Genomic DNA, 21,353 nt, shown 5'->3' with positions numbered 1-21,353 from the left:
CCATGGCGCTTTCAAGAACCCTGAGCGGGCACCAAACCGCCCCCGCGTCAGGCCGTCTCTTTCTCTCGTTGCTCGAGCGGATCCAGGTGGGGCATCTGGTTCTGATCACGCCCGACGGTCAACAGCGCGTGTTCGGCGATCCGCACGCGGCGCCCGCGGCGCGCCTGGAACTGCGTGACTGGCGCGCGTGCGGCGCGATTCTGCGCAAAGGCGACATCGGTTTCGCGGACGCGTGGCGCGCCTTCTGGGTCGATACGCCCGACCTGGCCGCGCTGCTGCGCGTCGCGATCCGCAACGAGCGTGCGCTGCAACGCACGGTGTATGGCGGCTGGCTCGCGCAACTCTGGTACGGGCTGCGCCATAAGCTGAGGCCGAACACGCGTTCGGGCAGCCGGCGCAATATTCACGCGCATTACGACATCGGCAATGCGTTTTACGCGCAGTGGCTCGACGCGAGCTTCACCTATTCGAGCGCGGTGTTCGACGGCAATGTCCATCAATCACTCGAAGACGCGCAGCGTGCGAAGTATCAACGGATCGTCGATACGCTCGGTTTGCGCGAAGGCATGCGCATTCTGGAAATCGGCTGCGGGTGGGGCGGGTTTGCGATGCACGCGGCGCGTCTGGGCATCCACGTGCATGGCGTAACGATCTCGCCGGCACAACTCGAATTCGCGCAGCAGCGCGTGAACGAAGCAGGCCTGAGCGATCGCGTGCAACTCGAATTGCGCGACTACCGCAGCTTGACCGGTCAGTACGACAGCATCGTATCGATCGAAATGTTCGAGGCCGTCGGCGAAAAATTCTGGCCGGCGTACTTTCGCATTCTGCGCGAACGTCTGCGGCCGGGCGCTCGCGCGCTGGTGCAAACCATCACGATCGACGACTCGCACTTTGCCGCTTATCGCGCGACGAGCGACTTTATCCGCGAGTTCATCTTCCCAGGCGGCATGTTGCCGAGTCCGCAGCGTTTCACGGAAGCCGCAGGGCGCTGCAAGCTCGTGACGCGCACGTCGCTCGCTTTCGGCCGCGATTATGGGGAGACCTTGCGCCGCTGGCGCAGCGCGTTCGAAGCGCAACTCGACACGATCCGCACGCAAGGCTTCGACGAGATTTTCGTGCGCACGTGGCGCCTATATCTGGCGTATTGCGAAGCCGGCTTCGACGAAGGGCGCACGGACGTGATGCAGTTCGTGCTCTCGAAGGCCGACTGACGTGCGCGCGTTCACCGCTCTCGCGCTGATGTTGTGGGCAAGCGCCGCCTGCGCCGATTGGCGCGGCGACGTGCAATCCGCGCAACTCGTCGGCGAAGGCGATTTCAGCGTGTTCGGCTTCCGGCTCTATCGCGCGCAGATGTGGAGCGAGCGCGTGCCGGTCGATTACGACGAACGCTTCGCGCTGCACATCGTCTACGCGCGCGGCATCAAGCGCGAGCGCCTCGCGGACACCGGTATCAGCGAGATCAAACGCCTGGCTGCCGCGCCGGTTCCGGCCGATACACTGGAACGCTGGCGCGCGGACATGCTGCAGGCCTTCGTGGATGTCGGCCCCGGCGATCAGTTGAGCGCGGTGTATCTGCCGGACAAAGGCGTGCGTTTCTATGTCGGCGACCGCATGACCGGCGAGTTCGACGATCCCGCGTTCGCGCGCGCGTTCTTCGGCATCTGGCTCGATCCGTCGACGCGCGCGCCTACTTTACGCAAGCAATTGCTGGGCACGGCGGCGCGGTAGCTGACTTCGCGCGCTGCCGGCGCATTCGATAAACGTCGCCTTGCACATCACCCGCACCGTCACGCGAACGCCGCGCTTCACTGTTCGTCTGCTTGTGGATAAACCCGCTCGCATCGTCGAGCACGGGTGCAAAGCCGCGCAACGGCCCGGCAAACGCGCCCACCAGCAGCGCATGCCCGACGCGCGGATAGTGCTTCACTTCGACATCCGCGTCGCCCAATGCACGCAGTTTCGCCGCTAGCCTATCGGTGTTGCCCGGATCGACGGTGGTATCGCGCTGGCCTGCCGCGAGGAAGATCGGCGGCTCGTCGCCAGCGACAAAGTTGATCGGCTGACTCGCGGCGCGCAACGCGGGCGGGAAGATTTCCTCGAGCGTGGCGTCGTGCAACGGCAAAAAATCATACGGGCCGGCCAGGCCGATCACACCGCCGATATCGTTTTTGTTCATCTGCTGCGCGGCGAGATAGCGGCCGTCGGTGGCGAGCAGCATCACGATATGCGCGCCCGCCGAATGTCCCATCAGGAAGATTCGCGACGAGTCGCCGCCGAACTCGGCCGCGTGGTCGCGTGCCCAGCGCACGGCCGTGGCCGCATCGTCGACGAAGCCGGGGAAGGCGGTGTCGGGCCACGTCCGATAGTCCGGCAGCACGGCGACGAAGCCGCGCGACGCCAGCGCCGCGCCGACGAACAGGTAGCTGTTGCGCGAGCCGGTCTGCCAACTGCCGCCGTAGAAGAACACCACGACCGGGCGGCCGTGTGAAGCGGCTGGCGGCGCGTCGGTGGTGGGCACGTAGACGTCGAGTTTCTGGCGCGGCGCGTTGCCGTAAGCCAGGCCGTTCTCGGCCCGGAAATGTTTGTGCGATACGGCGGCGTTGAGCACGCCGGCGGCGCTGCAGCCGCCGAGAGCGGCGAGCGCCAACGCGGCGGTCAAGGTAAGCAGGCGTCGAGGCATGAGAGTCGGGTCCGTTCGAAGAGATGCTTTCGAACCATGTACGCGTGAATCCCGAAAGCGGATGCAGGCAGTGCTTGGCGCTGCGAGCGGATGCATCGATAAGTCATGCTGATTTGTCGCCGGACTCCGACATGGCTACGCTCCTCAAATGGTTCGCATACCCAATGTCGCGGACATCTGCTGCTCACGCGATGCGACGACCCAAAAACGCGCACCCAAGAGCCTCCATTCTTCCGAGCAAAACGTTGCGACGAAATCCCCGGCGCGGCGAGTCTGGTGCGGCTCGCCGAGGCTCGGCGGCGATCCTCTGTACAATTGGCCGATCGATTTGAACATCGACCTCCCATTCGACCCACATCGACCGAATTCATGGCCATTACCTACAAGACTCCCGACGACATCGCCAAGCTGCGCATTTCCGGCCGCCTCGCGGCCGACGTGCTGGCGATGATCGGCGAGCACGTCAAGGCCGGTGTCTCCACCGAAGAGCTGGACGCACTGTGCAACGACTACATTGTCAATACGCAAAAGTCGATTCCGGCAAATGTCGGCTATTTGGGTTTTCCGAAGACCGTGTGCACCTCGGTCAACTCGGTGGTGTGCCACGGCATTCCGAATCGCGGCGAGATCCTGAAAGACGGCGACATCATCAATATCGACGTCGCGATCATCAAGGACGGCTACTTCGGCGACACGAGCCGCATGTATTGCGTCGGCCAACCGAGCACGGTGGCGCGCCAGCTGATCGACACGACCTATGAAGCGATGCTCGCCGGCATCCGCGAAGTAAAGCCGGGCGCCACCCTCGGTGACGTGGGCCACGCGATTCAGAAGGTTGCGCAGCGCGACGGCTTCTCGATCGTGCGCGACTATTGCGGGCACGGCATCGGCAAGGTCTACCACGAAGACCCGCAAGTGCTCCACTACGGCCAGCCAGGGCAGGGCGTGCGTCTGAAGCCGGGCATGGTCTTCACGATCGAACCGATGATCAACGCCGGCCGCGCGGGCACCGCGGTGCAACGCGACGGCTGGACCGTGGTCACCAAGGACCGCTCGCTGTCTGCGCAATGGGAACACATGATCGCCGTGACCGACGACGGCTATGAACTGCTGACACCGTGGCCGGACGGCACCGGTAGCTACGAAGCGCCATGACCATGCATGGCGTGTACTGCGTCCGGCGCATGCGCCGCAGGCAGGCGCGCGGCATGCTGCTGAGTCTGGATATGCTCCATATGTAGCCTCCCAAGGGGACTTCCTGCGGCGCGCGCCACATTCCGGTAAAGAATGATTTGACTCTCGCGCCGGTTCGGTTAAAGCTACGCCTTAGGGTTTCAAGGGGTTTTCGTCTGCATGAGTCCGTCATTGACCGTTCGCCGTATCGCCGCTGATCAGGGCGCCGTTTTCCGCGAACTCCGTACTGCGTCGCTGCGGGAGGCACCCTATGCCTTCGGCGCTACGCTCGAGGACGCGTTGTCGGCCGACGCCGCCAGTTTCGACGCCACCGCCGCGGATCACGCGGTTTCCTTCATCATCACCACCTTCATCCTCTACACCGAGGGCCATCCAGCGGGACTGATCGAAGCGCACTTCGACGACACCGCGGCGCGCCGCGCGTTCGTTTGCGAACTGTGGGTGGCGCCGGCCGTGCGTCATCTGCGGGGCGGCGAGCTGCTGGTCGATTCGGCCGCCGCGTGGCTCTCGAATGAAGGCGCCACGGAAATCTACGCGTGGGTCGCCGACGCCAACCGCAATGCCATGCGCTTTTACGAGGCGCTCGGCTTCGGTCCGACCGGCGAGCACCGGCGCGTCATGCGCGCACCGGACCAGGCCGAAAGCCTGCTGGTGCGACACGTGCCGACCACGTCCCAGGTGTTTCAGCAGTGATCTCGCGAGCGGCGCAACAGTCTGCCGCTCGATTCCCTTCCGCGTCTCTTCAGCGTCTGTCGCCGGGTCATCGGCGCGATGCGCGGCCTGAATGGCCACTGCGAGGCCGTCGCGTTGCCTGTGCAGGGCCGCGTCGTCATCGTGGCGGCCCGTTCTCCCGGCAAAAAAGCTGGCCGCGCGCGTCGACGCCTGTAAAATACGCAAAATTTTTTGCCGAACGCTATGTCGCCCAAGAAATCGCCCTTTTTCGAACTTCGCAGCGGCTCTGTCGACACGCTCCTGTTCGTGGTCAAGACAACCGACCTCGACGCCATGCGTGCCGAACTGACCCGGCGCTTCGAGGCGACCCCCGAATTTTTCGCTAACGACGTCGTCGCGATCGACGTGCGCCGTCTCGCCGAGAACGAACGCGTGCCGCTCGCCGACATCGCGCAACTGCTCGACAGCGTGCGCATGCGCCCGGTCGGCGTGGTCGCCAACGCGCAGCAGACGTGGGCTGCGGAGTCGCAGTTGCCGCTTCTGGAAGCTCGTGACCGCCGCGGCGCCGCCGCGAAATCCGCGGACGAAGACAGCGCCAACGCCGCCGCAGCGGCGCCGGTCGTCACCGCCGCCACGGCCACGCCGCCGGCCGATCTGTTCGAGCTCGCCGCCGGCACGCCGGAAAACGGCACACCGGCCACGGCCGCCGCCGTCGAACCCGCTCCCGCCGCGGAGCCGGTACGTCTTGCCACGTCGTCGCAAACCATGGTGGTCGACAAGCCGCTGCGCTCCGGCCAGCGGATTTATGCCAAGGGCGACCTGGTGGTGCTCGGGCTCGTGAGCTACGGCGCCGAAGTGATCGCGGAAGGCAACATCCATATTTACGCGCCGCTGCGCGGCCGGGCTTTGGCCGGCGTGCAGGGCAATCACGACGCGCGCATTTTCTGCACGTGTCTCGAGCCGGAACTCATCTCGATCGCAGGCATCTATCGAACGACTGAGAACCCATTGCCGGCCGACGTGCTCGGCAAGCCGGTGCAGATCTGGCTCGAAGAAGAAAAGTTGATGATCGAACCGCTGCGGCTCACGTAAGCGACGTGAAGCGCGCTGCCTCGATCGATCTGAGGCACGCTGCGTTTCACGGCAAATATGGCCGCGCATAATTGACGAATTTGACGAACACAAGGTAAGGGTAATGGCAAAAATCATTGTGGTGACTTCGGGCAAGGGTGGCGTGGGCAAGACGACCACGAGCGCGAGTTTTGCATCGGCCCTCGCTCTGCGTGGCAGCAAAACCGCCGTGATCGACTTCGACGTCGGCCTGCGTAACCTCGACCTCATCATGGGTTGTGAGCGCCGCGTGGTGTATGACCTGATCAATGTGATCCAGGGCGAAGCCAATCTGAACCAGGCGCTCATCAAGGACAAGAAGTGCGAGAACCTCTTTATCCTGCCGGCCTCGCAGACGCGTGACAAAGACGCGCTGACGATGGAAGGCGTCGAGAAGGTCATCAACGATCTGATCGCGATGGACTTCGAATTCATCGTCTGCGATTCGCCGGCCGGTATCGAATCGGGCGCGCTGCTCGCCATGCATTTCGCCGACGAAGCGCTGATCGTGACGAATCCAGAAGTCTCGTCGGTGCGCGACTCGGACCGCATCCTCGGCATTCTGTCATCGAAGACCAAGCGCGCAATCGAAAGCAAGGAACCGATCAAGGAACACCTGCTGATCACTCGCTACAACCCCAAGCGCGTCAGCGAAGGCGAAATGCTGTCGCTGACCGATATCCAGGAAATCCTGCGCATCGATCTGATCGGCGTGATTCCGGAATCGGAAGCGGTGCTGCACGCATCGAACCAGGGTTTGCCGGCGGTGCATCTGGACGGCACCGATGTGGCCGAAGCCTATAAAGACGTCGTGTCGCGTTTCCTCGGCGAGCAGAAGTCGCTTCGCTTTACCGACTACCAGAAGCCCGGGCTGCTGCAGCGCCTCTTCGGCACCAAGTAAGGGGAGCGCACGTAATGTCGATTCTTTCGTTTTTGCTGGGCGAGAAGAAGAAGTCCGCGTCGGTAGCGAAGGAACGCCTGCAGTTGATCATCGCGCATGAGCGCGCCGGCGGCCATGCGCCTGCCGATTACCTGCCTGCGTTGCAACGCGAATTGGTGGCCGTGATCTCGAAGTACGTGAAGATTTCCAATGACGATATTCGCGTGAGTCTCGAACGTCAGGACGATCTCGAAGTGCTCGAGGTCAAGATCGAAATACCGCAGGCCTGATCGCTTAAAGCCTGTTTCCTCTCGCGGCCGGTTTCTTATGACGTGCTGCGCGCTTCGCTGCGTTGCGTCGAGATGACGTGACGCAGAGTGGTGCGCGAGCGCGCCGCGCTGTTGTGCCGCTTCGTTATTCCCACTTCCTCATTGTTCGTGCGCGCGTGCATGGGCTTGCTCGCGCGCGTCGGCCGCGCGTCGAAATAATCCGTTGCATTTCAGCGTGCGGCGTTACACGCCCGCAGTCCGCCGCTTCGTTCCCTCGCGCATTAAACGGGTAATGCCGCCTTCGGTGTTCACCTACAGAGGGAAAACATGAACAAGACCTTTCGTTTGCTGCTTGCCAACACCGTATTGATCGCCGCCGGCGCAGCCGCTGTGGCATCGGCTTCGGCCGCGGAAGTCGTCGTGATCGCGCCGTCCGCGCCGCCGCCGGTGCGCTACGAAGCCGTGCCGGCGCCGCGTGTCGGCTACGTGTGGGATCACGGTCATTGGCGCTGGGATCACGGCCGCTATGTGTGGGTCGGCGGTCACTGGCAAGCCGAACGTGTCGGCTATCACTGGGTGCCGGGCCACTGGGTCGCGCACGGTCCGAACTATCACTGGGTTCAAGGTCACTGGGCGTAACGCTACGGACTTACGCAGTGCGCGGCGCGGCGCGGTGAATACCGCGTGTGCCGCCCCTTCCATTTCGACAAGCGCAGACAAATGCAGGCGCCGCGCACGCACTCGGCGTAGCGCTCGCCCGCGCGCGCTTCAGGAAACCATGTGATGAAAAAGAATCTGCTTCTGATCGCCGTGCTGGCGGTCATGCTGGCTGGCTGCGTCGTCGTGCCGGCGCGGCCGGTGTATCTGCGCGCGCCGGCCGTCGTCGTTTACTGACGCGGTGTGCCGCGGTCGGTGTCTTCGGCTGGCGGCTCACCATCGGCTCGCCCAGCGGCCGGACCGGGCGCGTTGACCTGCGGAGCGCTGCCGCTGGCGTGTTCGGCAGGCGGCTCGCTATCGGCTCTCTCTACAACCGGAGCGGGCGCGTCGATTTGCGGAGCGCCACCATCGGCATCTTCGGCAGACGGCTCGCCGTCAACTTGCACCGCGGCCGGATCTGTCGGTTCGACGTCCGGCATTTCTGGCGTCGGCGCGGGCGCGGCTTGCGACAGTGGCGCCATATAGCGCGCCGCCAGCGCCTCGTACAGCGGCGGCGCGAACAGGCGCGACACGCGGCTCGAAATCAACGCGGTGGCCATCAGCGAGATCACCAACGCGTGGCCGTTGATCATCTCCATCACGATCACGAACGAGGTGATCGGCGACTGCGTGACGGCGGCCAGATAGCCGACCATGCCGAGCGCGATCAGCATCGGCAGATCCATCGAGCCGAACACCCTGTGCAGCAGATTGCCGAAGCCCGCGCCGATCGCCAGCGACGGCGCGAAGATGCCGCCCGGAATGCCCGGCAGGTAAGAGCCGACCAACGAGATCATTTTCAAGAACGGGTAGAAGACGGACGACTGCACGTGCCCGTCGAGCAAGCCGCGCGCTTCCGCGTACCCGCTGCCGAAAGTCGTGCCGCCGGAAATCAGGCCGACCACCGCGATCACCAAACCGCACAGCGCGGCGAACGCAACCGGCCGCTCGCTATGCAACTGACGCAGCGGCGCCGGAATCCAGCGCGCGGTATTCAACAGCAGCCAGTCGAACAAACCGCCCGCAAGCCCGGTGACGACGGCAGTGAGCAGCACCGCGAGCGCCAGCAGATCGGGAAAGTTCGCGCCGATCTGAATCGTGCCGAAATAGGTGTAGTTGCCATTGACGCCGAGTGCGATCACGCCGGCGATGATGATCGCGGTGATCAGCACGCCGCTCGCGCGCGCCTCGAAGCTGCGCGTCAATTCCTCGATCGCGAAGACGATGCCGGCAAGCGGCGTATTGAACGCCGCGGACAGACCCGCCGCCGCGCCGGCCAGCACCAGTTGCCGCTCGATCAGCGCATTCGAACGTGGATAGAGCCGGCGCAGATTGAACATCAGCGCGGCGCCGACCTGCACGGTCGGCCCTTCGCGGCCGATCGTCAAGCCGCCGAGAATCGCCAGGAACGACACGACGATCTTGCCGAACAGAATTCGAAACGACAGAAGCCGCGCGCCGTATTCGCTGGGTTTCGAGTGAAGAGTGGCGATGACCTGCGGAATGCCGCTGCCTTCGGCGCCGCGGAAGAATTTGCGCGTGAGCCAGACGGCGAGCGCCGTGACCGCGGGCGTGATGATCAAGGGCGCCCACCCGTGCCGTTGCTGCACGGAGTGGAACTCGCTGTAGCCCCAGTCGATCAGTCTCGCGTACAGCACCGCGACGAGCCCGACCGCAATCGCGCCGAGCCAGAAGATGCCATATTGGCGCCAGAGTCGCTTCGCGCGTCGAACGATGGCGGAAGATCGGAGCGGGATGGGCCGGGACATGAGCGAGTGTTGTCGCAAAGGGTGCAGTATAAGGCGCGCCGGGCCCGTAAACCGATATGAAAGTATTTTGAAATGGTGTAAAAGGGCTGCGTGAAAGGGGCTGGACGTAACCGCCGTATTGATGACCGATAGACGCGCTGACTCGTTCGGCAATGATTATCCTGTTGGTCGGCTAAAATGCTTGGATGTTCGAACAACTGACAGGTCTTTAATGAAGCGAGTCCTTATCGTCAAGGTCACTTCGCTCGGCGATATCGTGCAGGCCTTGCCGGTGGTCGCCGATATCAAGCGCGCGTTTCCTGGCGTTCAGGTGGATTGGGCCGCCGACGAAGCATTCGCCGAAGTGGTGCACTGGAGCGAGAACGTGGACCGCGTGCTGTGCGCGCCGCTGCGCCGCTTCAAGAAAGCGCGCCGCTGGGCCGATTTCAAATCGATCTGGGCGTCCATCGCCGAACTGCGCGCCTATCGCTACGATTTCATCATCGACATTCAAGGCGTGTACAAGAGCGCGATCATTGCGTTTCTGGCGCGCTCGTCGCGGCGCATCGGCTACCAGGCCCCGGATCTGGGGGAGCAGGGCGCCGCGTTCGCTTATACCGGGCGATTCGGCCCGCGTCCGAAATGCAATGCGTGGCATGGCATGCGCATCAGCGCGGGCGAGGCGCTGGGCTATGAAATAGAAGGCCCGGCGGTCTTCAATCTGCGGCTGCCGGAGCCGGCCGGGCTTCCCTTCGAGTCGAACGGCGCACCGGTCGCGGCGTTTTTTCACGCCACCTCGAAAGACGACAAGAAATGGCCGGTAGGCCATTGGGTGGCGATCGGCCGCGAGCTGGCGCAGCGCGGTTTTCAACTGGTGCTGCCGTGGGGCTCGGAAGGCGAGCGGCTCGAAGCGGAGCAGATCGCGTCGCAATTGCCGGGCGCGACCGTCCTGCCGAAACTGAGCGTGACGGAAATCGCGCAGATGATCGACGCGTGCTCGCTCGTGGTCGGCACCGACACCGGCTTTGTCCATCTCGCGCACGCGCTGCAGAAGCGCACCGTGATGATCTTCGTGGCGACCCCGCCGTCGCATTACGGCATCGAATCACCGTTCCGCTCCATTTCCATCGGCGACGGCCAGTCAGTGCCGCCCATCAGCGCCGCGCTCGAGGCGATCGACTACGTTCACACCGAGGCGCATGACGTCGCCGTGCAGCACGGCTCCGCTGGCGTCTGAGCGTGCCTTCTCGCGGCGCGGTCTTGCGCAATCGTTTGCTCGAAAAGAAAAGAGGCGTGACGCGCAGTCCGCTCAAGCAAATGAGCGCTGCCTCGTAACGCCTCCGAAAACGCCCGTGTCGGGGAACAGCGGGCGGAGAGGAATCGTTGCAAACAACACATCCGGGTACGCACTGAGCGGTGACCACGCACACGCGCTCAGTGCTGACGCGACGGCCGCCGCCTGGCGGTCCGCCGGGTTCATCTCTGGTTCATCTGCCGGGTATGGGTGCGAATGTCCGCACGGTTTCGTGCGGCACTTCGGCTTCCCCACAGCCGCCGATCCAAAAAGGCGTCGCGCATTACACGCCTGTTAAATCTGTCGCTTTTCGTTGAGCGCCTAATTGGCTACTTGCGCATTTTTCACGTCGCCAAAGGCGCCGGCGCGGTGCGCGCATTCGTAGGCACGCTATCCGGCATCTTTACCTTGCACCGCGTATGCGCCGCCAGCAAGGCACGCGCCGGACCGACACGTTCAAACCAGTATAGGCGGTGTTTTCCTCTGATGTGAATTCGTCGTGATCGCGCGCCGGACGCAGCGTGTCGCGCGCGTCGATCATGTAACACCTCGGTGATCTTCCCTTACAAATGGCAACGCTCGCGCAAGGCGCCGTCGTGTTCAATCGAGTCATTCGGGGTTTCGGCTCGAATGAATCTGACTCGACGGAGAACAAATATGAAACGCTTAATCTTGAGCCTGATCGCAGGCACGCTACTCGCAACGGCACTTGGCGGTTGTATCGTCGCGCCGGCACCGGGCTACTACGGCGGCGGTGGTTACTACCATCACGGCGGCTATTACTACCGTTAATGGTTCCAGCTGAAGCCGCGGCGCCTATGAGGGCGCTGCGGTGCTGACCGTCAGTCAGGCCAGCAGCATTTCAAACGCGACGACCGCGGCGATGGCAGCGGCATTCGCAGCCAGCGCTTCCACGACGATGCCTTTCCATGTCGCCGGCCGAAAGCGCAATGCAAGCAACAGGGAACAGAGCAGCGCCAGCGCAATGATCATCACGACATCCGCGTTGTGAAGATGAACGTTCATCCGTGCCTCCCTGCTACCTATAGGGTTATTTGAGTCGAGTATAGGCATGTCAAAAAGACGCGCAAGGCCGGGAATTTACTCAGGAATGCTCGGCAAGCGGAGGGCGTGAAGCGGCAGGCAGGCAGGCGGGGCGGTGGCCGAGGCCGCCGCGGCGTGAGAAGCGCGCGCCGGGCGGCATCGAGCGAAGAGTCAAGGCGCCGAGATCGGCGCCCCTCGTTACATCAACTGTGTGTCGCGCGTTTCACGCATGCACAGCACGCCGATCATGCTGACGGCAGCGGCGATCGACACATAGGCGCCAACCCAAGGCAGCCCGCCGCGCGCGGCGAGCATCTGCGCGATATACGGCGCGACGGACGCGCCGAGAATCCCACCGAGGTTGTACGCCACACCCGCGCCGGTATAGCGCACGTTGGTCGGGAACAACTCCGGCAGCAGCGCGCCCATCGGCGCAAAGGTCACGCCCATCAGGAACAGTTCGATGACGAGGAACAGCAGTACCAGCGACGTCTGTCCGCTGCCGAGGAGCGGCGCCATCGTGAAGCCCGACAGGATCGCCGCGATGATGCCGACGATCAGCACCGGCTTGCGGCCATAGCGGTCGGCGGCCCAGGCCGACAGCGGCGTGGCGAGCGCCATGAACACCACGGCGATGCACAGCAGGCCGAGGAACGTCGGCCGCGGAATATGCAGCACGGAGACGCCGTACGACAGCGAAAACGTGGTGGCGTTGTAGAACAGCGTGTAGCAGACCACCATCGCGAGCGCGCCGAGCAAAGTCGGCAGCCAGTGTTGCGACAGCAGTGTGGCGATCGGCACCTTCACGCGTTCCTGACGGTCGATCGCTGCCTGGAACGCCGGCGTCTCGGCGATTTTCAAGCGCACGTACAAGCCGAGCGCGACCAGCACGGCGCTCACCAGGAACGGCACGCGCCAGCCCCAGCTACGGAATTGTTCGTCGCTCAAGGACAGCGCCAGCGCGAAGAACAGGCCGTTGGAAGCCAGAAAGCCGATCGACGGCCCGAGTTGCGGGAACATGCCGAACCAGCCGCGTTTACCGGCCGGCGCGTTCTCGGTGGCGAGCAGCGCCGCGCCGCCCCATTCGCCGCCCAGACCGATGCCCTGGCCGAAGCGCAAGATGCACAACAGGATCGGCGCGAGGCTGCCGATCGAGTCGTAGCCGGGCACGAAACCGATCAGCGTGGTGGACAGCCCCATCACCAGCAGCGACGCCACCAGCGTCGATTTACGGCCGATCCGGTCGCCGAAGTGGCCGAACAGGAACGAGCCGATCGGCCGCGCCACGAAGGCGATGCCGAATGTGACGAAGGCCGACAAGGCCTGCGCCGTCGCCGAGCCGTGCGGGAAAAACACCGGTCCGATGACGAGCGCCGCGGCGGTCGCATAGACGTAGAAATCGTAGAACTCGATCGCGGTGCCGATAAAGCTCGCGAAGATGATCCGCGAACTCTTGTTCTGCCCGGCCGCATTGGGCTGGGTCGCGGAAATCGGCGAAGTGGACATGCAGGGTCTCCATGTGTCGTGATGCCGTTGGGCGCCCGGTTCGTGAGCCGGTGGTGCGCGTGTGTGGGCGGCATCTTTGTTCAGGTTCGTGTGCGCCTCGCGTCGGTCGCGGGCCGGTGGGCGGCCACGCACGGCGCGAGCGACTGTGCGACAGCTTACAACGGCAACTGGCGAACGCGCTCCTGCCAGGCGAAAAACCAGGCGGGACGCGTGACGTGTGCGGCGAGCAAGGTAAAGCGGCCGGTGCGGTGCGAGGCCTTGATGATTTGCGATCAGGGCAGCGGCGCACGCATCGTGCCTCAAGCAGGCGGCGCTCGCGGGTGGCGCGGCGGCGCTGCAATCGGGCTCTTGCCGCGCCCGCGGGTGAGCGGGCGGCGTGAGCCATGCCGGAAGGATCCGGCGCAGGGAATCGGAAAATTATAACGAGCGCGGCCGCGCCGCAGCAAGGCGGCGCCGGGCTCGCCGCGTGCGTTGCACGAAACGAACCGCGTTCAGTCGATGGTTTGCGCTTGTGGCGAGGCGAACTCGCGAAGCTGGAATTTGCCGTTGTCGTTGAAAAGCCAGTCTTCGAACAGTTCGAGCTGGCCACGGCCGTTCAGCAACTTGCCGGGCGGCTGCGGCAGCGGTGCGGCGCGCCGCAAGGTGGCGAGCGCGGTGCTCTCGGCTTCGTCGTCGCCGTTGGTGCGATATACGGATGACTCCACCACGTGGCCGTTGCGATCGACCGTGAACGACACCACCACCAGCGAGCGCAGCATCGCTTGCGGCGTGCCGCGCAGCACATAAGACGGATTGCGTTCGATGATGCGCCTCGCCACGGCATCGCGGTATTGATCGAGTGTGGCGCTGTTGATGGCGGCCGCGGGCGTCGGTACGGTCGCGCTTGGCGGTGGCGTGATGGTGCAGCCAGCCATGGCGACGCCCAACGCAGCAACGAGCAGCGTGCCGCGCACACGGCGTCCGGTCAGGCAGCGAAGGTGACGCGTGCGGGTGAGCATTGTCGGAGAAAAACTCGAGGCAGGATGTAATTTGATGGTAGTCAAAAACCGCCAGGAATCAATTGGCGTTCGCCCTCTGTATGTGGCCCAACCATCTGTAATAGGCTGAAATATGAGCGAATTGGTGCGCGGCGAAAACGCGCCTACACTCTGATGGCCTCTTTCGAGAGGCATCGGTGGAAGTCTTTCATTTAGCCCGCTTCGCGCGGGCTTTTTCTTTTTCGCGGCGCGGTTCACGCGGGCACGTGCGGCGTAAAAAGACAAAAGGCGAACCCGACTACGAGTTCGCCTTTCTATCCACAAGCTGCGAGCAAGAGGCAAGCAAGCAACGAGCGCGTGATCTCGCCTCAGTGCTCGCCGCTCACAGCACAACCTGTTACTTCAACGCTTCGCGTGCCGCCTTAACCGCTGCAAGCACTTGCTCCGGCGCCGTGCCGCCCGGATGATTGCGGCTCGCCACCGACCCTTCCAGCGTCAGATACGAGAACACATCTTCGCCGATCAGATGCGCGACATTCGGCAGTTCCTTGCGCATTTCGTCGAGCGTCAGATCCGCCAGATCGCAGCCGCGATCCGCGCACACGCGCACGGCCAGCGCCACCGCTTCGTGCGCATCGCGGAACGGCAGGCCGCGCTTGACCAGGTAGTCGGCCAGATCGGTAGCCGTGGAGAAGCCTTGCAGCGCGGCGTCGCGCATGGCTTGCGGCTTCACCGAAATACCGGCGACCATTTCAGCGAAAATGCGCAGCGTATCCGCAACCGTATCGACGGTGTCGAACAGCGGCTCCTTGTCTTCCTGATTGTCCTTGTTGTACGCGAGCGGCTGGCCTTTCATCAGCGTGAGCAGCGCGATCAGATGGCCGTTCACACGGCCGGTCTTGCCGCGCGCGAGTTCGGGCACGTCCGGGTTCTTCTTCTGCGGCATGATCGACGAGCCGGTGCAGAAGCGGTCCGCCAGATCGATGAAGCCGACGCGCGGGCTCATCCACAGCACGAGCTCTTCGGAGAAGCGCGAGATGTGCGTCATCACGAGTGCCGACGCCGCCGTGAATTCGATCGCGAAGTCACGGTCGGACACCGCGTCGAGCGAGTTCGCGCAGATGCCGTCGAAGCCCAGCGTCTTCGCCACCGCGTGACGGTCGATCGGATAGCTGGTGCCGGCGAGCGCGGCCGCGCCGAGCGGCAAACGGTTCACACGCTTGCGGCAATCGATCATGCGCTCGGCGTCGCGCGAAAACATTTCGACGTAAGCGAGCAGGTGATGGCCGAACGTGACCGGCTGCGCCACTTGCAGGTGCGTGAAGCCCGGCATGATGGTCGAGGCGTTCTTCTCCGCCATATCGAGCAGAGCCGTGCGCAACTCCGTCAGCAAACCGCCGATCCGGTCGATCTCGCCGCGCAACCACAAACGGATATCCGTCGCCACCTGGTCGTTACGCGAGCGGCCGGTGTGCAGGCGCTTGCCGGCGTCGCCGATCAGCGCGGTCAGGCGCGCTTCGATATTCAGGTGCACGTCTTCCAGATCGAGCTGCCACTCGAACTCGCCTCGCTCGATTTCACCCTTGATTTGCGCCATGCCGCGTTGGATCGCGGCGAGGTCGTCGGCGGCGATGATCTTCTGCGCGGCCAACATCGAGGCGTGCGCGAGCGACCCTTCGATATCGACGAGCGCCAGACGCTTGTCGAAGAAAACCGACGACGTGTAGCGTTTGACGAGCTCCGACATCGGCTCCGAGAAGCGAGCCGACCAGGCTTCGCCTTTTTTGTGCAGTTGGGACGTCATGGTGTTGGGCAGTTAAGCGGCAGTTGAGCGATCTTTGAGGAGGCTGACGACGCGAATGCACGTGCCGTGCAAAGGTGCCGCCGAAGCGAGGAAAGACAGGGATTTTAACACTGGGCGCGGGCCGGAAAGACTCGGCAGGCTTTCAAGTCTCGTACGCGACACAGCCGAAGTTCGCACGGGCAACTTGCGCGAACCCGGGCGGCGCCTCGCCGGCACGGCCCAGATTGGGCGATGCGGAAGGCGGCTGGGGCGCGCACGTCGAGTGCGTGTGACGCCAAGGCCGTCGCCCCGCCGACGCCTACTCGCGCACCAGCACTACCAACTTCAGATCCTCGCGATGCGCGGGTTTGAACGTGATCTGGTCGTACACGAGGCGGCCGTCGCGCGGATGGTTGAACTCGCGCCGTCCGCCTTCGCGGCCGCCGACGTCCTGTGAGGCCCAGAAGCGCGCGAACGCGTCGCTCGCGGCGGTCAGCGAGTCGATCAGCGCGCGGGTGGGCGCGTCATTCAAGTGGCGGATCGAGTCGGCGCGGAATTCGGCGGCGAGCCGCCGCGCGCGGGTTTCCCAATCGACGATCAGCTCGCGCGCGGCCGGTTCCGTGAAGGTGTAGCGCAGCAGATTCCGGTCGTGCGCGCCGTCCAGCCAGCCGACGAACAGGTCCGTGGCGCGCTCGTTCCAGGCGAGCGCATTCCACTGACGGTCGAGCACATAGGCCGGTGCGCTCACGAGTTGCACGGTTTCCAGCAGGGTGGCGGGCGCGTCGGCGGCGGCCGGATCGGGTTCCGCCGGGTCGCGCTGGGCGGCCAGTTCGAACAGATAAGCCCGTTCGGCGCGCGACAGTTGCAACGCGACCGCGATGCGCGCGAGCGCGTCGGCGGAAGCGGAGACCGGACGCCCCTGTTCGATCCACGTGTACCAGGTCGGGCTCACGCCGCACAGTTGCGCGACTTCTTCACGCCGCAAACCTGGCGTGCGGCGGCGCGGCCCCGGCGGCAGGCCGACCGCTTGCGGCGAGAGCCGCTCGCGGTGAGCGCGGATGAAGTCGCCGAGCGCGCGGGCCGGGGTGGCGTCGAGCGGCGGCGGGTTGTCGGCGGAAGACGGCGTGGTCATTCTGTTCGGCGGCAGGCGGCGGAGTGGAGGGAGGTAATGGAGATACCAGAATAATTGCTTAACTTGTACTGGTACATCGCGGGATCTATTGTAGCGTTTGGAACGGCACAACGCCTTCCAGCGCTACCCCGAATACATAACCGGAGCCTCCCATGAAGCATCACGATCAGGTCGCCGACGCCTTCGGCTCGACCGCCGCCGCCTATTTGACGAGCCCGACCCATGCCACCGGCGCCGATCTGCGGACGCTGGCCGAATCGATCGCGGCGACGCCGGATGCGACGGTGCTCGACATGGGTTGCGGTGCGGGCCACGCGAGTTTCGCGGTCGCGCCGCACGCGAAAGCGGTGGTCGGCTACGACATCGCGCCGCAAATGCTGGCGACGGTGGAAGGCGCAGCGAAGGAGCGCGGTCTCGCCAACATTCGCACGCAACAGGGCGCGGCCGAAGTGCTGCCGTTCGACGATCATTCGTTCGACTGGGTGATCAGCCGGATGAGCGCGCATCACTGGCACGATGTGCCGCTCGCGCTCGCCGAAGTACGGCGTGTGCTGAAGCCGGGCGGCAAGGTGTTGTTCATCGATATCGCCGGCAGCGATCATCCATTGCTCGACACGCACATTCAGGCCATCGAGTTATTGCGCGACGGCTCGCATATTCGCGATTACCGTGCCGACGAGTGGCTCGCGTTATTTGCCACGGCGGGGTTCCGGGCATCGATTCGCGAGCGTTGGCGCATCGACATCGAGTTCAGTTCGTGGGTGGCGCGCATGCGCACGCCGGAACCGCGCGTGGCGGCGATTCGCTCGATGTGGGCGAATTCGCCGGATGAAGTCCGCCAATACTTCGACGTGCAGGAAGACGGCTCATTCAAGCTCGACGCGTTGATGATCGAAGCGCAATGAAAAAAGCCGTGCGCGACGAACTACGTCGCGCACGGCTTGAGTGCTCAAATGCGTGTGATGAATTGCGTTCGCGCTTAGCCCGTATTGCGCAATCCCGCCGCAATCCCGTTGATGCTCAAATGAATCCCGCGCCGCACGCGCGCGTTGGTGTCGCCGCCGCGGTGACGCTTGAGCAACTCCACCTGCAAGTGATTCAGCGGATCGAGATACGGGAAGCGGTTCTTGATCGAACGCGCGAGTAGCGGGTTCTCTGCGAGCCGCTCACTCTTGCCCGTAATCTCCGACAACACCTTCGACGTGCGCTCCCATTCCGCGACGATCCGCTCGAACACGTGCTTGCGCAGTTTCTTGTCGGATACGAGTGCGGCGTAGCGCGAAGCGACCGCGAGGTCGGTCTTCGCCAGCACCATGTCCATGTTCGACAGCAGGTTCGAGAAGAACGGCCACGTCTTGTGCATTTTCTTCAGCAGCGCGAGACGGCGTGTGCGTTCGGCGTCGCTCGGCGCGCTGTCCAGATGCGCGGCCACCGCGCTGCCGAACCCGTACCAGCCGGTCAGCAGCAAACGGCATTGGCCCCACGAGAAGCCCCACGGAATCGCGCGCAGATCTTCGATCTTGCGCTGCTTCGGGTCCTGCAGTTTGCGCGAGGCCGGCCGGCTGCCGATGTTCAACTCCGCGATCTCCGCGATCGGCGTCGATTCGAAGAAATACTCCTTGAAGCCCGGCGTTTCGTAGACCAGCGCGCGGTAGGACGCCATTGCGGCGTCGGACAACTGCTGCATCGTTTCTTCGAACGCGGGCAGTTGCGCCGGCGCAATGCCGTGCGGCAGCAACGACGCTTCGAGCGTCGCGGCGACCACCGTCTCCAGATTGCGCCGGCCGATCTCCGGATTGCCGAACTTGCTCGCGATCACCTCGCCCTGTTCGGTCAAACGGATCTGGCCGTCGACCGTGCCGGGCGGCTGCGACAGAATCGCCTGATAGGTCGGACCGCCGCCACGGCCCACGGTGCCTCCGCGTCCATGGAACAGACGCAGCGTCACGCCGCGTTCGTTGAAGAGCGACACCAGCGCGAGTTCGGCGCGGTACAGCTCCCAGTTCGACGTGAGGAAGCCGCCGTCCTTGTTGCTGTCCGAATAGCCGAGCATCACTTCCTGCTCGTTGCCCTGATGTTCGATCAGCGCGTCGACGCCCGGCAGCGCGATCAGATCGCGCATGATGTGCGGTGCGTTGCGCAAGTCGGGGATCGTCTCAAACAACGGGATCACCATCAGGCCCGCTTGCGCCGGATCGTTCGCATCGCCCAGACGTCCGTGCAGCAGGCCGGTTTCCTTTTGCAGCAACATCACTTCGACCAGATCGCTCACGGTCTCCGTGTGCGAGATGATGTAGTTGCGCACCGCACGCGCGCCGAATTTTTCGCGCGTGATACGCGCTTCTTCGAGCACGCCGAGTTCGCTCTTCACGAGATCGGAGTACTCCGCGTACGGCAGGCGCAACGAACGCGGCTGCGCCAGTTCGGCGAGCAGCACCTTGAGCTTTTCTTCTTCCGTGAGCGCCGCGTAGTCGTCTACGACGCCCGCGCGCTTGAGCAGTTCGGCGATGACCGCTTCGTGGATATCGGAGCTCTGGCGCAAGTCGATGCTCGCCAGATGGAAGCCGAACACTTCGGCGGCGCGCGCGAGCGGCGACAGACGCGGTGCGGCAAGTGGCGCGCCGTGATGCTCGGCGAGCGAATCGATCAGCACGTGCAGGTCGCGCTCGAATTCGGACGAATCGCCGTACGGCTTGGCGCGAATCGGCGCCGCGCCGCGGCCCGCGCTGCGTACCGGCACGCTGCCTTCGCCGAGGCGCACGCGCGCACTGGCGGCGAGCCGCGTGTACATGCCGATCAATGCGCGGCGATACGGCTCGTCGGTGCGATGCGGCGACTGGTCGGGCGAGGCGGCGGCGAGTTCCTTCAGGGCGTCGCTGGCGCCGGCCAGCAGGTTCGACACCGACAACTCGGCGCCGAGCTTGTGCACCTGCTCCATGTAGTGCTCGAAGATCACCGCGGCCTGGCGGGTGATCGCGTTTTCGAGCGTTTCGGCCGTGACGTTCGGATTGCCGTCGCGGTCGCCGCCGATCCAGCTGCCCATCTGGAAGAACGGCGGCAGGCGCGCGTCGATGCCGTGCTCGGTGAGCGCTTCTTCGATATCGGCGTAGAGCGCCGGGATTTCTTCGAGGAAGGTGGCACGGTAGTACGACAGCGCGTTCTCGATTTCGTCGGCCACGGAAAGGCGCGAATCACGCAGCATGCGCGTTTGCCACAGCGACGTGACGCGGGCGCGCAGCATCGCTTCGTTGTGTGCGCGTTCGCGGTCGGTCAACTGCTGGTCGCGTTCGGCGAGCAGACGCGCGACGTCGTGCTGCGCGTCGAGAATGCTCTTGCGCTGCACCTCGGTCGGGTGCGCGGTCAGCACCGGCACGATCAACGCGTCGTTGAAGAACTGCTGCAGCACCGGCGTGGCGGCCGCGTTGGCTTCGACGAGCCGCTCGAGCGCATGGGCGATCGTGCCCGGTTGCGAGGTCGAGCCGGCCAGCGCGTGAATCCGGTGGCGGCGATTGCGGTGGCGGTCTTCGGCAATGTTCGCGAGATGCGAAAAGTAGCTGAACGCGCGCACCACGCTGACCGTTTGCTCCGGGCTCAGCGAGCGTAGTTTCTTGTCGAGCGTTTGCGCGGCGGCGCTGTCGTCTTCGCGGCGAAAGCGCACGGCGGTCTGACGGATCGTTTCGACGACGTCGAACACCGCGTCGCCTTCCTGCTCGCGCAGCACGTCGCCGAGCAGGCGTCCGAGATAGCGGATGTCCTGGAACAGCGGATGGTCCTTGTCCTCGCGCGTGCGGCCGTTGTTCTTCGGCGCGGACGCGGAAGAAGGCGCGGCGCTGGACGATTCATCCGGCACAGCCTGCAGCGCGGGCGCTTGCGGCGCGTCGGCGACGACCTTGATCTTCGTGGCGCCGCCCTTGGCGGGCTTTTGCGCCTTGGCGGCCGATGCGGCTTGCGTCGTCTTATCCGTTTTGACTGCCTTCACGGCCTTGTCCGTCTTGACGGGCGTGGAGGTTTTGGCGGCCTTGCCGGCTTTGGCAGCGTGAGCAGCCTGAGCGGGTTTGCCGGCGCGTTTGGCCGATGTCGGCCCGGCAGCGGGGGCGGCAGAGGCGGCGGGCTTGGCGGCGTCGGCCGCGCGAGCGTTGGGCGATGCAGTGTTGCGGCGGGCAGGGCGCGCCGATCCGGAAGACGTCACGATGGGTTTCCTCAGGGAAGCCAGGGTCTGTTGAGTGATGAACTGCTACTGCGGAACTGCACTATGAACTGCAACGTGAACTGCAAAGGGAACCGCGCGAAACGGTATGCGCCGATGGCGATACGCCTGAGAGGAGACTGTGCGCCTGAACGGTGCCGCGCATCCGCACGACACTT

Annotated in this window: 19 protein-coding genes; 11 read left to right on the top strand and 8 right to left on the bottom strand. The window is 64.4% G+C overall.

The features are described 5' to 3' along the window. Positions 1 to 2 precede the first annotated feature (2 nt). Both P0D80_RS35865 and P0D80_RS35860 read left to right on the top strand, forming a co-directional pair. The gene (locus tag P0D80_RS35865; RefSeq protein ID WP_408290916.1) at positions 3 to 1,214 is read left to right on the top strand and encodes a class I SAM-dependent methyltransferase; all 1,212 of its coding nucleotides are present in this window, start codon (positions 3 to 5) and stop codon (positions 1,212 to 1,214) included. A gap of 1 nt (position 1,215) precedes the next feature. Then, on the top strand, positions 1,216 to 1,731 hold the full coding sequence (locus tag P0D80_RS35860; RefSeq protein ID WP_408290914.1) for a chalcone isomerase family protein: 516 nt from the start codon (positions 1,216 to 1,218) through the stop codon (positions 1,729 to 1,731). Here P0D80_RS35860 and P0D80_RS35855 read toward each other — a convergent pair. Next, positions 1,691 to 2,683: an alpha/beta hydrolase gene (locus tag P0D80_RS35855; RefSeq protein ID WP_408290912.1), complete on the bottom strand. Its 993-nt coding sequence runs from the start codon at positions 2,681 to 2,683 to the stop codon at positions 1,691 to 1,693. The two genes, P0D80_RS35860 and P0D80_RS35855, sit on opposite strands and share 41 nt — an antisense overlap. A gap of 369 nt (positions 2,684 to 3,052) precedes the next feature. Here P0D80_RS35855 and map point away from each other — a divergent pair, with 369 nt between their 5' ends. The 6 genes from map to P0D80_RS35825 all read left to right on the top strand — a co-directional run bounded on the left by map (position 3,053) and on the right by P0D80_RS35825 (position 7,447). Continuing rightward, positions 3,053 to 3,838, top strand: a complete 786-nt coding sequence (map, locus tag P0D80_RS35850) for a type I methionyl aminopeptidase (protein WP_408180668.1) — start codon at positions 3,053 to 3,055, stop codon at positions 3,836 to 3,838. 198 nt (positions 3,839 to 4,036) lie between these two features. After that, positions 4,037 to 4,570 carry a GNAT family N-acetyltransferase gene (locus P0D80_RS35845; RefSeq protein ID WP_408180667.1) on the top strand — a complete coding sequence of 178 codons (534 nt, stop codon included), beginning with the start codon at positions 4,037 to 4,039 and terminating at the stop codon, positions 4,568 to 4,570. Positions 4,571 to 4,792: 222 nt separating this feature from the next. Beyond that, positions 4,793 to 5,641, top strand: coding sequence for a septum site-determining protein MinC (gene minC / locus P0D80_RS35840; RefSeq protein ID WP_132375628.1), 849 nt, complete (start codon positions 4,793 to 4,795; stop codon positions 5,639 to 5,641). Positions 5,642 to 5,744: 103 nt separating this feature from the next. Continuing rightward, a complete protein-coding gene (gene minD / locus P0D80_RS35835; RefSeq protein ID WP_063495093.1) occupies positions 5,745 to 6,560 on the top strand; it encodes a septum site-determining protein MinD in 816 nt (271 codons plus the stop codon). A gap of 14 nt (positions 6,561 to 6,574) precedes the next feature. Next, a complete protein-coding gene (gene minE / locus P0D80_RS35830; protein WP_091796304.1) occupies positions 6,575 to 6,829 on the top strand; it encodes a cell division topological specificity factor MinE in 255 nt (84 codons plus the stop codon). 306 nt (positions 6,830 to 7,135) lie between these two features. After that, entirely contained in the window at positions 7,136 to 7,447 is a 312-nt protein-coding gene (locus P0D80_RS35825; RefSeq protein WP_408236262.1) for a hypothetical protein, read from the top strand. 248 nt (positions 7,448 to 7,695) lie between these two features. On the opposite strand, the gene P0D80_RS35820 is transcribed toward P0D80_RS35825, so the two are convergent. Beyond that, positions 7,696 to 9,273 (bottom strand): chloride channel protein, encoded by a 1,578-nt coding sequence (locus P0D80_RS35820; RefSeq protein ID WP_408290908.1) that lies wholly within the window; start codon positions 9,271 to 9,273, stop codon positions 7,696 to 7,698. A gap of 211 nt (positions 9,274 to 9,484) precedes the next feature. Between P0D80_RS35820 and waaC the strand changes: the two genes are divergently transcribed. Both waaC and P0D80_RS35810 read left to right on the top strand, forming a co-directional pair. Continuing rightward, positions 9,485 to 10,489 (top strand): lipopolysaccharide heptosyltransferase I, encoded by a 1,005-nt coding sequence (gene waaC / locus P0D80_RS35815; RefSeq protein WP_408290906.1) that lies wholly within the window; start codon positions 9,485 to 9,487, stop codon positions 10,487 to 10,489. Between the two features lie 714 nt (positions 10,490 to 11,203). Further along, a complete protein-coding gene (locus tag P0D80_RS35810; RefSeq protein WP_012432108.1) occupies positions 11,204 to 11,338 on the top strand; it encodes a hypothetical protein in 135 nt (44 codons plus the stop codon). A gap of 54 nt (positions 11,339 to 11,392) precedes the next feature. Here the strand turns inward: P0D80_RS35810 and P0D80_RS35805 are convergent, their stop codons facing one another. The 5 genes from P0D80_RS35805 to P0D80_RS35785 form a co-directional block, all read right to left on the bottom strand. Further along, the gene (locus P0D80_RS35805) at positions 11,393 to 11,572 is read right to left on the bottom strand and encodes a hypothetical protein (RefSeq protein ID WP_132375620.1); all 180 of its coding nucleotides are present in this window, start codon (positions 11,570 to 11,572) and stop codon (positions 11,393 to 11,395) included. A 216-nt stretch (positions 11,573 to 11,788) separates the two neighbouring features. After that, on the bottom strand, positions 11,789 to 13,096 hold the full coding sequence (locus tag P0D80_RS35800) for an MFS transporter (protein WP_132375618.1): 1,308 nt from the start codon (positions 13,094 to 13,096) through the stop codon (positions 11,789 to 11,791). A gap of 491 nt (positions 13,097 to 13,587) precedes the next feature. Beyond that, the gene (locus tag P0D80_RS35795; RefSeq protein ID WP_408290903.1) at positions 13,588 to 14,094 is read right to left on the bottom strand and encodes an energy transducer TonB family protein; all 507 of its coding nucleotides are present in this window, start codon (positions 14,092 to 14,094) and stop codon (positions 13,588 to 13,590) included. 376 nt (positions 14,095 to 14,470) lie between these two features. Next, on the bottom strand, positions 14,471 to 15,877 hold the full coding sequence (argH, locus tag P0D80_RS35790) for an argininosuccinate lyase (RefSeq protein ID WP_408180662.1): 1,407 nt from the start codon (positions 15,875 to 15,877) through the stop codon (positions 14,471 to 14,473). Positions 15,878 to 16,175: 298 nt separating this feature from the next. After that, positions 16,176 to 16,988: a helix-turn-helix transcriptional regulator gene (locus P0D80_RS35785; RefSeq protein ID WP_408290900.1), complete on the bottom strand. Its 813-nt coding sequence runs from the start codon at positions 16,986 to 16,988 to the stop codon at positions 16,176 to 16,178. A gap of 152 nt (positions 16,989 to 17,140) precedes the next feature. On the opposite strand from P0D80_RS35785, the gene P0D80_RS35780 reads away from it, so the two are divergent. Further along, positions 17,141 to 17,893 (top strand): class I SAM-dependent methyltransferase, encoded by a 753-nt coding sequence (locus P0D80_RS35780; RefSeq protein WP_408290898.1) that lies wholly within the window; start codon positions 17,141 to 17,143, stop codon positions 17,891 to 17,893. A 74-nt stretch (positions 17,894 to 17,967) separates the two neighbouring features. Here the strand turns inward: P0D80_RS35780 and ppc are convergent, their stop codons facing one another. Further along, a complete protein-coding gene (gene ppc / locus P0D80_RS35775; RefSeq protein WP_408290896.1) occupies positions 17,968 to 21,177 on the bottom strand; it encodes a phosphoenolpyruvate carboxylase in 3,210 nt (1,069 codons plus the stop codon). Between the last annotated feature and the right edge of the window lie 176 nt (positions 21,178 to 21,353).

This window comes from Paraburkholderia sp. RL17-373-BIF-A (assembly GCF_046030175.1).
Taxonomy (GTDB): Bacteria; Pseudomonadota; Gammaproteobacteria; order Burkholderiales; family Burkholderiaceae; genus Paraburkholderia.
This window is presented reverse-complemented; position numbering and strand designations above follow the sequence as displayed.

What these genes read in the sequence shown, in the direction of transcription:
- P0D80_RS35865 (WP_408290916.1), top strand. Translation starts at nt 3, where the DNA reads ATGGCGCTTTCAAGAACCCTGAGCGGGCACCAAACCGCCCCCGCGTCA.
- P0D80_RS35855 (WP_408290912.1), bottom strand. Translation starts at nt 2,683, where the DNA reads ATGCCTCGACGCCTGCTTACCTTGACCGCCGCGTTGGCGCTCGCCGCT.
- map (WP_408180668.1), top strand. Translation starts at nt 3,053, where the DNA reads ATGGCCATTACCTACAAGACTCCCGACGACATCGCCAAGCTGCGCATT.
- P0D80_RS35845 (WP_408180667.1), top strand. Translation starts at nt 4,037, where the DNA reads ATGAGTCCGTCATTGACCGTTCGCCGTATCGCCGCTGATCAGGGCGCC.
- minC (WP_132375628.1), top strand. Translation starts at nt 4,793, where the DNA reads ATGTCGCCCAAGAAATCGCCCTTTTTCGAACTTCGCAGCGGCTCTGTC.
- minD (WP_063495093.1), top strand. Translation starts at nt 5,745, where the DNA reads ATGGCAAAAATCATTGTGGTGACTTCGGGCAAGGGTGGCGTGGGCAAG.
- minE (WP_091796304.1), top strand. Translation starts at nt 6,575, where the DNA reads ATGTCGATTCTTTCGTTTTTGCTGGGCGAGAAGAAGAAGTCCGCGTCG.
- P0D80_RS35825 (WP_408236262.1), top strand. Translation starts at nt 7,136, where the DNA reads ATGAACAAGACCTTTCGTTTGCTGCTTGCCAACACCGTATTGATCGCC.
- P0D80_RS35820 (WP_408290908.1), bottom strand. Translation starts at nt 9,273, where the DNA reads ATGTCCCGGCCCATCCCGCTCCGATCTTCCGCCATCGTTCGACGCGCG.
- waaC (WP_408290906.1), top strand. Translation starts at nt 9,485, where the DNA reads ATGAAGCGAGTCCTTATCGTCAAGGTCACTTCGCTCGGCGATATCGTG.
- P0D80_RS35810 (WP_012432108.1), top strand. Translation starts at nt 11,204, where the DNA reads ATGAAACGCTTAATCTTGAGCCTGATCGCAGGCACGCTACTCGCAACG.
- P0D80_RS35805 (WP_132375620.1), bottom strand. Translation starts at nt 11,572, where the DNA reads ATGAACGTTCATCTTCACAACGCGGATGTCGTGATGATCATTGCGCTG.
- P0D80_RS35800 (WP_132375618.1), bottom strand. Translation starts at nt 13,096, where the DNA reads ATGTCCACTTCGCCGATTTCCGCGACCCAGCCCAATGCGGCCGGGCAG.
- P0D80_RS35795 (WP_408290903.1), bottom strand. Translation starts at nt 14,094, where the DNA reads ATGCTCACCCGCACGCGTCACCTTCGCTGCCTGACCGGACGCCGTGTG.
- argH (WP_408180662.1), bottom strand. Translation starts at nt 15,877, where the DNA reads ATGACGTCCCAACTGCACAAAAAAGGCGAAGCCTGGTCGGCTCGCTTC.
- P0D80_RS35785 (WP_408290900.1), bottom strand. Translation starts at nt 16,988, where the DNA reads ATGACCACGCCGTCTTCCGCCGACAACCCGCCGCCGCTCGACGCCACC.
- P0D80_RS35780 (WP_408290898.1), top strand. Translation starts at nt 17,141, where the DNA reads ATGAAGCATCACGATCAGGTCGCCGACGCCTTCGGCTCGACCGCCGCC.